10 protein-coding genes are annotated in these 9,586 nt (G+C 48.1%); 4 read left to right on the top strand and 6 right to left on the bottom strand.

Going from position 1 to position 9,586, the window contains the following annotated elements:
- Window positions 1-144: 144 nt before the first annotated feature.
- The 3 genes from cofH to PMG25_RS20175 are packed head-to-tail and all read right to left on the bottom strand — an operon-like array spanning window position 145 to window position 2,906.
- A complete protein-coding gene (gene cofH / locus PMG25_RS20185; protein WP_283768696.1) occupies window positions 145-1,284 on the bottom strand; it encodes a 7,8-didemethyl-8-hydroxy-5-deazariboflavin synthase subunit CofH in 1,140 nt (379 codons plus the stop codon).
- A 27-nt stretch (window positions 1,285-1,311) separates the two neighbouring features.
- Window positions 1,312-2,721 (bottom strand): AtzE family amidohydrolase, encoded by a 1,410-nt coding sequence (locus PMG25_RS20180; RefSeq protein WP_283768695.1) that lies wholly within the window; start codon window positions 2,719-2,721, stop codon window positions 1,312-1,314.
- Window positions 2,718-2,906: a DUF4089 domain-containing protein gene (locus PMG25_RS20175; RefSeq protein ID WP_283768694.1), complete on the bottom strand. Its 189-nt coding sequence runs from the start codon at window positions 2,904-2,906 to the stop codon at window positions 2,718-2,720. Before PMG25_RS20175 ends, PMG25_RS20180 begins: the two co-directional genes overlap by 4 nt.
- Window positions 2,907-3,110: 204 nt before the next feature.
- Between PMG25_RS20175 and PMG25_RS20170 the strand changes: the two genes are divergently transcribed.
- On the top strand, window positions 3,111-4,706 hold the full coding sequence (locus PMG25_RS20170) for a ShlB/FhaC/HecB family hemolysin secretion/activation protein (RefSeq protein WP_283768693.1): 1,596 nt from the start codon (window positions 3,111-3,113) through the stop codon (window positions 4,704-4,706).
- Window positions 4,707-4,836: 130 nt separating this feature from the next.
- Here PMG25_RS20170 and PMG25_RS20165 read toward each other — a convergent pair whose 3' ends face one another.
- The 3 genes from PMG25_RS20165 to lpdA form a co-directional block, all read right to left on the bottom strand.
- Window positions 4,837-5,031: a hypothetical protein gene (locus PMG25_RS20165; protein WP_283768692.1), complete on the bottom strand. Its 195-nt coding sequence runs from the start codon at window positions 5,029-5,031 to the stop codon at window positions 4,837-4,839.
- A 425-nt stretch (window positions 5,032-5,456) separates the two neighbouring features.
- Window positions 5,457-6,248, bottom strand: a complete 792-nt coding sequence (locus PMG25_RS20160; protein ID WP_283768691.1) for a hypothetical protein — start codon at window positions 6,246-6,248, stop codon at window positions 5,457-5,459.
- A gap of 86 nt (window positions 6,249-6,334) precedes the next feature.
- The gene (gene lpdA, locus PMG25_RS20155) at window positions 6,335-7,759 is read right to left on the bottom strand and encodes a dihydrolipoyl dehydrogenase (RefSeq protein ID WP_283768690.1); all 1,425 of its coding nucleotides are present in this window, start codon (window positions 7,757-7,759) and stop codon (window positions 6,335-6,337) included.
- A 145-nt stretch (window positions 7,760-7,904) separates the two neighbouring features.
- Here lpdA and PMG25_RS20150 point away from each other — a divergent pair, with 145 nt between their 5' ends.
- The 3 genes from PMG25_RS20150 to PMG25_RS20140 are packed head-to-tail and all read left to right on the top strand — an operon-like array spanning window position 7,905 to window position 9,537.
- Complete coding sequence (locus tag PMG25_RS20150) at window positions 7,905-8,138, top strand: hypothetical protein (protein WP_283768689.1); 234 nt, start codon at window positions 7,905-7,907, stop codon at window positions 8,136-8,138.
- Window positions 8,139-8,167: 29 nt separating this feature from the next.
- Window positions 8,168-8,869 carry a Uma2 family endonuclease gene (locus PMG25_RS20145; RefSeq protein WP_283768688.1) on the top strand — a complete coding sequence of 234 codons (702 nt, stop codon included), beginning with the start codon at window positions 8,168-8,170 and terminating at the stop codon, window positions 8,867-8,869.
- A gap of 26 nt (window positions 8,870-8,895) precedes the next feature.
- Window positions 8,896-9,537 (top strand): Uma2 family endonuclease, encoded by a 642-nt coding sequence (locus tag PMG25_RS20140; protein ID WP_283768687.1) that lies wholly within the window; start codon window positions 8,896-8,898, stop codon window positions 9,535-9,537.
- Window positions 9,538-9,586: the final 49 nt, after the last annotated feature.

Below are 9,586 nucleotides of genomic sequence, written 5' to 3'. Positions count from 1 at the left end.
CTCTCCCACGGGAGAGGGACTTTTCCCCCTTCTCCCTTCGACTTCGCTCCCTTCGGCTACGCTCCCTTCGACTTCGCTCAGGGCAAGCAGGGCAGCGCCCGTGGGAGAAGGGGGTAGGGGGATGAGGGGAAGCCATTACACAACTCATTTAGGTTTGCTATATAGGGTATCCCGTTGTTGGGGAACGCGCCCTACGGAGCGAATGGCTTCTTGCAGGGTGTTCACTTCCATACAAGTGCCGCCCTGGGCCCCGGCCATGGTGCTAATGTGTTCTTCCATGAGGGTTCCACCGATGTCATTACATCCCCAATTGAGGGCTTGGGTTGCGCCGGCTAATCCTAATTTGACCCAACTGGGTTGATGGTTAATAATCCAATTGCCCAGAAAAATGCGGGCGATCGCAGTGAGTAATAAGGCATCATATAATATGGGTTGATCTCGTCCAACCCGATGACGTATAACGGGGGGGGCATCCTGGCCCACAAAGGGAAGTAAGATAAATTCGGTAATGGCTGATGGATAGGATTCTAAGGCGGTTTGCTGTAGGGTTCGTAGGTGGTTTAAGTGGGTGATTTGGTGTTGAGGGGTTTCAATATGTCCCGATAAGAGGGTGCTGGTGGTGGGCATTCCTAAACGGTGGGCGGTGCTGATAATGTCTAACCAGGTTTGGGTGTTAATTTTTTCGGGACAAATGATGGCTCTGATGCGATCGTCGAGAACTTCGGCGGCGGTTCCTGGCATCGATCCGACACCGGCTTCTTGTAAGCTAGAGATAACGGTTTCATAACTGATGCGATCTTGTCTGGCAATAAATTGGATTTCTTGGGGCGAGAAGGCATGGAGATGGATCTGGGGATAAGTTTTTTTGATATCTTGTACCAGTTTTATATAGTATTTTAAGGTTTTTCCGTCTATTTTGGCTTCTGGATTTAATCCCCCTTGCATACAGATCTCGGTGGCTCCTCGCTGAAGAGCTTCATCTGTTTTTTTGAGCATGGTTTCTGTGTCTAACCAGTAGGATTGGGGAGTATTGGCATCTCGACGAAAGGCGCAAAAACTGCAATGTTGTTCGCAGATATTGGTAAAGTTAATGTTGCGATTAATTACATAGGTTACCCGGTCTCCGACTTGTTGTTTTCGCAGGCGATCGCTGGTTTCCCGAATGGCTTCAATCGCTCCTGGATCGGTTTGTTGCAACAAGAGTACGGCTTCATCGGTGGAGAGGTCTTGACCGGATAAGGCTCGATCTAAAATCCTGTCGATTGGCTCGATCTGTATATACATAGATTGGTTCCAGAATCAGTGGTTTTCCTAGGTGTTCCCTGGGCTAGAGGCAACCGAGATACCGATCGCACCTTGAGCTTCTAAAAAGGCTGCGACCCGCAAAATTAGGGCTTCATTATAGGGAGCAGCCATAATCTGCACCCCTATAGGCAGTTTATGGGGACGATGGACAGGCACGGAGACGACGGGTAATCCAATGAAGGAGAGGGGCTGAGTATAGCGACCCAAGTTGGGGCGAAGTAAGACTTCTTCTCCTTGGATATTCAGGGTGGTTTGACCAATGGGGGTCGCCACACAGGGAGTTGTTGGGGCAAGAATTACGTCAACTTGCCGAAATACTTCCCGAATGCGATCGCGATACCAACGGCGAAACCGTTGGGCATTTAAGTACCATTGTGCTGGAATCATGGCTCCAGCGAAAAAGCGATCGCGGGTGGCTGGATCGAAGTCTTGGGGGGAGCGTTTCAAATCCGATAAATGCAGATTTGCTCCTTCACTGGCTGTAATCAGATAGGCAGCTTCCCTGGCTCGCCTGGCTTCGGGTAAGCTGATTCTTTGGGTTACGCCTAGGGCTTCAGCCACCTTTTCTACGGCCTCGAACACCTCTGGGTCTCCCCCTTGAGTAAAATAATCATCGGCGATCGCAATTCGTAAGGATTGGGTCTGTTGGTGCAGTTGGGGTAAACAGGGTTCGGGTGGCACGGTACAACAGACGGGATCGAGGGGGTCTTCTCCTTGCAAAATATCAAACAGGGTGGCCAAATCCCGCACGGAGCGACAAAAAGGGCCAATATGATCCAGACTGCTGGAAAACAACATTACTCCGGCACGGGAGAGACGACCATAGGTTGGTTTTAAGCCATACACACCACATAAGGCGGCTGGAACTCGGATGGAGCCATTGGTATCTGAGCCTAAACTAAATGGCACTAACCCCCCAGCTACTGCGGCGGCTGACCCTCCGGAGGAGCCTCCGGCAATTCGGGTGAGGTCATGGGGGTTATGGGTGGGGCCATAATGGGCATTTTCAGTGACAAACCCATAGGCATATTCATCCATATTCAGGGCCCCCACCAAAATTGCCCCTGCTCTCTTTAAACGGGCGATCGCCGTGGCATCTTGCTTGGCCTGTGCGTGGGAGCGGTGGATCTTAGAACCGGCTACCGTGGTCACGCCAGCAATATCAAACAAATTTTTCACCGCAAAGGGAACCCCGGCCAAAGTCCCTGGCCGCTCTCCCCGCTCAATGCCCCGATCTAATGCTTTGGCTGTTTCTAAGGCTTCTTCTGCCAAGAGGGTGGTAAAACAATTCAGGGCCCGATTATGGAGATCGATACGGTTTAGAGTGGCCTCCATAATGTCTTGGGCACGATATTGTTGGTTGCGTACCCCACGAGCGATCGCAACGGCATCCAGATAATCAAGATCCAAGGTCATGGTTTAAAAATGGGGGCAACTTCAAGATCTTCAGGTAACGGAAATTGGTCAAGGGATTGGGCGATCGCCATCAACTGGGTCATATTGTCGATCACGCCTGGCTGATTGGCCCATTCTGGCGGTAAATCGAGCAGCGATGCCATTTGTACTACAAAGGTGTCTGGATCGGGGTCTTGAGTATTCATGAGATCGTTTTACCAAAGTCTCCCATACTTGTAGCAATTTACCATAAGGAATGAACTCGATCGTTGACAGTTGACGGTTGATCGTCGATAGTTGACAGATAATTCTCCTCATTCTTCCCTATCTTTCCACCTGTTCCCCTCTTGCCTTTTAATTCTTGTATGGTTTGGCGACAATGGTTTGATCTTACTTCATGGATATTGGGCTTGGTATCTGGAGGGTTCTTATTTATAGGTATAAATGATGGGGCGAGGATCTCACCCATTTCTGGTGCGATCGCCCTAGAATCTGATGCACCGATAGAACGTCCTCCTGCACCGCAACGGGTTCCGCTTCCCTCTCCAGAGTCGGGGGATCTGCCGACCCAAATTACGGTTAAGCGGTTCGAGGTGATCGGATCGACGGTGTTCAGTGCCGAAGAATTAGCTGCAATTACGGCTCCGTTTACGAACCGCCCTCTTTCCCTAGGGGAACTCTTTCAAGTTAGCTCAGAGATTACCCAAGCTTATCAGGATCGCGGTTATATCAATTCTGGGGCGTTTATTCCTCCCCAAGAGCTGTTGGGGGAGGTGGCGATCGTTGAAGTGGTGGAAGGGGGAATTGAATCGATTGAGGTGATGGGAAATCGATTGTTACGCACGGCCTATATTCGAGATCGCCTGGCGATCGCTGCCCAAAAGCCGTTTAATGTGAATCGTTTATTAGAGGGCTTACAACTGCTACAAGTGAATCCTTTAATTGATAGCCTATCGAGTGAGTTGTCTAGTAGTGCCCAACCGGGGTTAAGTCGGTTGCAGGTTAAGATTACGGAGGCTGATTCCTTGCAGGGTCGTATAATTGCGGATAATAGCCGATCGCCGAGTGTGGGCAGTTTCCGTAGAGGTCTGGGATTTACAGAGGGAAATTTGTTGGGATGGGGCGATCGCTTCAGTTTTGATTATTACCAGAGTGACGGCAGTCACAGTGTTGATGTGAGCTATTCCTTTCCGGTTAATCCCCGTAATGGAACCCTGGAATTAGCCTATGGTAGGACAAGCAGCGAGATCCTTGAAGATCCCTGGAATGCCCTCGATTTAGAAACGGCTTCTCGATATTATGAAATAGGGTTCCGGCAACCGATTGTACAAACCCCTAGAGAAGAATTGGCGATCGGAGTCACCCTAGAGCGCCAAGACAGTGAGACCTTTTTCGGCGATCGAGGATACACAGAAGTCACGGCTTTACGTCTCTTTCAAGAATGGATTAAACGCAATCCAAAAGAAGTCTTATTTTTACGTTCTCAATTGAGTTTTGGATTCGATCGGTTGGATGAGACTCAAAACCGCGATCCGATTCCCGATAATCCTTTTTTTGTCTGGCGCTTACAAAGTCAATGGTCTAAGCTCTGGGGTGAAGATAACCTAGTGTTATGGCGCAGTGATTTACAACTGGCAACTAACCCCTTGTTGCCCCTAGAAGCCTTTCGTCTAGGGGGATTCGACAGTGTGCGGGGCTATCGTCAAGATGGAGTATTAACCGATAGTGGCTGGTTTTCCTCTCTAGAATTGCACTTTCGGGTTTTTGAAATTTCTCCATGGGAAGCCCAACTCAAAGTTACTCCCTTTTTTGATTATGGTATCGGTTGGAATTCCTCCGGCAAAGATAGCCAACAGTTATCTTCTCTGGGGATTGGGTTACGCTGGGAACAAGATCATTTAACGGCTGGACTTCAATGGGCAATAGCCTTAACAGAGCGCCCAATTGATCGAGGAACTTGGCAGGATCGGGGAGTTTCTTTCTTTATTTTCTATGAGCCGTTTTGAGCTTCAAGTTCTATGAAGTCTGTTAAGAGTTGAATGACATACAAAATGGCCGACTAATGCCGGCCATTTCCAAACTATCTGACCTAAAAAGAGGTGTATCTCCAACAATAAAATTAATTAGATGACTCTACTAATTCATATTACAAGTCTGAAATTTCTGATTGTGCCAGACGGGTATGACTTTTCCCCATTCCCAATCACTATCAACACCAGAGTCTTCCAGGATAAGCTTTTCAGTCCACTTAGGAGTCTCTGATTTATATTCTCCATCCCAGGTTTCATGGGTAGAATAAGGGGAGGTGCGGGTTTTAAAGATGTTGTTCATGATTGGCTGCTTCAGTAACTCAAGTAGATGCCAGCCTTTTCGGGGTTGATGATCGAATTAATCATTTTTATCTTCCGGAAAAAGCATGAGCTGAGGATTTCGCTTATTAGCATAAGGTTTTTGTTTCCTTGCTGACAAGGGTCACTCTGCAATCTTGGCCGAATCTTTGTAATTTCATTAATTTTACGGATCAGTTTCATAACGGCTGCTAAATCTACAGAATTCTTGATTAAGCTTTAATAATTTACAGCCCATCAGCTCTGAATTTTCTGGGAAGAGCGATCTCTTCTTTTTCAGTAATTTTAAGGATATTAAGTTAAGTGCTTTCACTGATGCAAGGAATCATTGGCTATGGTCTTAACAACAAGTTGAGAGGAACTTTCTGACCCAATAGCAAAAATAGGATTGAGTAATACTGGTGTCGATTAGAACTCTTCCCTACCTCGGAAGTGGGTTACTCCACCATTGGTTCTGGCTTTACAGGAGACTGATGTAATCCGAGCATCAAACACTTCAATTTCGCAAGATCCCGTGGTGTTGACGACTTGGAGATTATTACGAGAAGAGGCAAAATTTTCAATTGTTCCTTCAAGGATAAAACTATTGGGATTTGGCCCGCTACTGTATAAACGAGTGATTGTACCTAGATATTGAACTTGAGCGCCCGAACCAGAGGGCACATAGACATTCACACTAAATCCATTGGTATTACCATTGAAGTTTAGGGAGGTTTCTACCGATTGATTTCTTCTAAAAACGGGGTTAGTGGCATTGCCTTGCCCCATGAAGGAACCTGAAGAAGGGACATCGCCATTTCCTGGAGGTGGGGAGAGAATGTTACTGCTACAGGTTCCCGTGAAACGGTTACCATTGTAGATCGCTTGGATTTGAGTTCCTGCACGCACGGGAGAGGGTGCGATAACTTGCACAATATCGGAGGGCTGATCGGGATTATTGCCTTGAAATAGGGCTTCTCCTTGGGGGGTTTGGCGAATGTAGTTTAGGGGAATCTCAACCGTTCGACCATTGCTGCGAAAAGCGAGAGTAATATAACCAAAACCGACTTCACCATGGTAGGCGGCAAAGTCGGTATCTCCAAACATTACGCCCCGACAGATGATATCAGCAGCTTTTGCGGGGCCGATCGCCCCTAGGGATAAGGTGAGACTCGCCAGACTAGAGGCGATCGCTATGGGAATTTTCCAGGGAGATTGCATCGATGTAACTATGAAAGATTAAGGATTAATGGATAATATCTCATTACCCTTCATCGATGACAATAGGAGTTAGACCCACAACCGTTTTAACCGATCGCTCGTTTGTAAGCTTCATCCAGGACTTCGGAGAGCGTCGGATGGGTATGCACCAAATGGGCGAGGGTGTGGACAGATTCCCGTTTGGCGATCGCCGCCGATGCTTCATGAATTAAATCTGCTGCATGGGGGCCGATAATGTGAACACCGAGAACTTCCCCATTATCCTTACGGTAGATCACTTTGGCCATGCCTTCCGTCTCTCCTTCGGCGATCGCCTTAGAATTACCCTTAAAATAAGACCGTACTGTAGCCACCTTAAAGCCTTCCGCCTCACCTAGTTCCTTCGCTTGCGGTTCGCTCAACCCCACATAACTAATTTCTGGATGAGTAAACGCTGCTGCTGGAATTGAGCGATAATCAATGGTACGGGGGCGATCGCACATATTTTCCACCGCCACAATCCCTTGAGCCGAAGCAGCATGAGCTAACATCATCTTACCCGTCGCATCTCCGATCGCCCAAAGATGGGGAACCTTTTCTCCACCCGACAATACCGCCATGGTATCGTCAACGGGAATAAAACCACGCCGATCTAACTCTACTCCCACAGATTCTAAGCCCATATTCTTCGCTGTAGGAATCCGTCCCGTCGCCACCAAACACGCATCAACTTCTAAAACCTCTTTAATCTCCTTCGTTTTCGCATCCGCCAATTCAATGACTACGGGAGATCCGGGCGTAACTTTCATCGCCAACATCCCCACACGGGTTTCAATATCACGAGGAGCGATCAAAGTCCGTTGCGCTTGTTTAGCCATATCGGGATCGAATGTCGGCATTAATTTATCCAACGCCTCAATCAGCGTCACCTCGCAGCCGAGCGCCGTATACACATCCGTAAACTCTAGGCCAATATAGCCGCTACCGATCACCGCAATCCAGGGGGGGAGAGACTCCAGACGCACCGAATGATCGCTCGTAAACACGGTTTTCCCATCAATTTGAATCCCTGGAGGCACAAAGGGAACCGAACCCGGAGCCACAATAATATCCTTAGCCGTAAACGTCTTTAAGTCTCCATCATTTTCCACCGTCACCTTCTGGGGAGCTGCCACCTTACCCCAACCGCGCAGAATATCCACTTTCAGCCGTTTCAGACTATTGGTCAGGTCAGATTGAATTTTATCGACTAAATTATTAGCATGATCGGCGATCGCCTGCCGCTCAAAATTCACACCCCCCACTTGAATCCCCAAATCCTTCAAGTGGTCAGCATCTTGCAATTCCCGCACCCGTCCCGAAGCAGCCAACAGAGCCTTAGAAGGGATACATCCTCGGTTAACACAGGTTCCTCCCATCTCTGCTGCTTCCACAATGGCCGTTTTCAGCCCACAACTGACCGCATGGAGAGCTGCTCCATGTCCCCCGACTCCAGCACCAATAATGATCAAATCGTAATCAAATTCACTCATGTTTTGCTCCGGCTTCTGTAATTCACTAACTCGTTTGACCTTGATTTTACAATGGTTCGGGGTGCAGACACGATCGGTGAGTTATAACAGAAAAAAGAGTTAAGTATGGTGGCATCAACAGAACCTGGCGTATTTTTTTACTGTTATGAATCAACATCCACAAGACCCTCGCACCCATGCGGAACAAGAATTTCAGCACTCCCTGCATCAATTAGGAGAAACCCTGAAAACTGGTAAACTTGCCCAGCCTTCTGCCCAAAAACCCGATCCCTTGAGTCCCCATCAGTTTCAGGAGCCAGAGGCGATCGATGAAGCCGCCCTAGACGAGGCAGCAGCAGACATTGAAGAGTTTATGAACCAATTATCAGAGGATGAATAGTCCAATAGTCCCTTAATCTCCAGCCAACCATGAACCCCACTTCCCTAAAAAGTCCCATTATCTATCCCGAACCCGATGGAGCGCCCATGGCTGAAAGTGACCCCGCTCGCGATTATCTCGTTTATGGCGTAGAATCTCTGAAATTCTACTTTCAAGAGCGTTCGGATGTTTACGTCTCTGGTAATCTCTGGCTCTCCTACGAACAAGGGGTTCCCGATGCTGTGGTTTGTCCGGATGTATTTGTGGTTTTTGGAGCTGAAAACCGTCCTCGCAGAAGTTACCGCGTTTGGGAGGAAAATAACCGGTATCCGGATTGGGTGTTGGAAGTGACTTCCATGAGTACGCGACACAAGGATGAACGCGATAAACCGGTCACTTATGCCCAAATGGGCGTAACAGAATATTTCCAATATGACCCTAGCGGCGATTATTTGCAGCCTCGGTTGAGAGGACGCAGGTTAGTCAATGGAGAGTATCAATTATTGACTCTCAATGAATTAGAAGATGGAATATTATCTGTTTTCTCTCCCGTGTTGGGATTAGAGATGCGGGTACTGCCGGATGGTAAATTGCGGTTTTTTGACCGAGAGCGGGGAGAGTATTTACGCAGTCCGGATGAGTCGGAGCGCGATCGCTTGCAGGAACGCCAACGGGCTGAACAAGCAGAAGCAGAAGTACAAAAACTTCGTCAATATCTGCTAGAACAAGGTATAGATCCGTCAAACCTGTAGTAATTTAATGGATTACATCCCTCACCATGAACCCCACTTCCTTAAAAAGTCCCCTTATCTATCCCGAACCCGATGGAGCGCCCATGGCTGAAAGTGACCCCGCTCGCGATTACCTTGTTTATGGCGTAGAATCGCTGAAATGTTACTTCCAAAATCGTTCGGATGTTTACGTTTCTGGTAATCTTTGGCTATCCTACGAACAAGGAGTACCGGATGCGGTGGTTTGTCCGGATGTATTTGTGGTTTTTGGAGCTGAAAATCGCCCCCGCAGAAGTTACCGCGTCTGGGAGGAGAATAACCGTTATCCCGATTGGGTTTTGGAGGTGACTTCCATGAGTACCCGACACAAGGATGAGCGAGATAAACCGGTCACTTATGCTCAGATGGGGGTAACGGAATATTTCCAATATGACCCCAGTGGGGATTATTTGCAGCCTCGGTTGAGAGGACGCAGGTTAGTGAATGGAGAGTATCAATTATTGACTCTGAATGAGTTGGCTGATGGTACGTTATCGGTTTTTTCTCCAGTTTTAGGGTTGGAGATGCGGGTGTTGCCGGATGGTAAATTGCGTTTTTTTGACCGAGAGAGTGGGGAGTATTTGCGGAGTCCAGATGAGTCGGAGCGCGATCGCTTACAGGAACGCAGACGCGCCGAAGATGAGCTATAAGGACAAGGATTCAATAGCAATGAGGGTCAGACTATTTCGGATAGCAAAT

This window comes from Roseofilum capinflatum BLCC-M114 (genome assembly GCF_030068505.1).
In the GTDB taxonomy this organism is placed as follows: Bacteria; Cyanobacteriota; Cyanobacteriia; order Cyanobacteriales; family Desertifilaceae; genus Roseofilum; species Roseofilum capinflatum.
The sequence above is the reverse complement of the archived record's forward strand: the minus strand, read 5'-3'. Positions and strand labels throughout refer to the sequence as shown.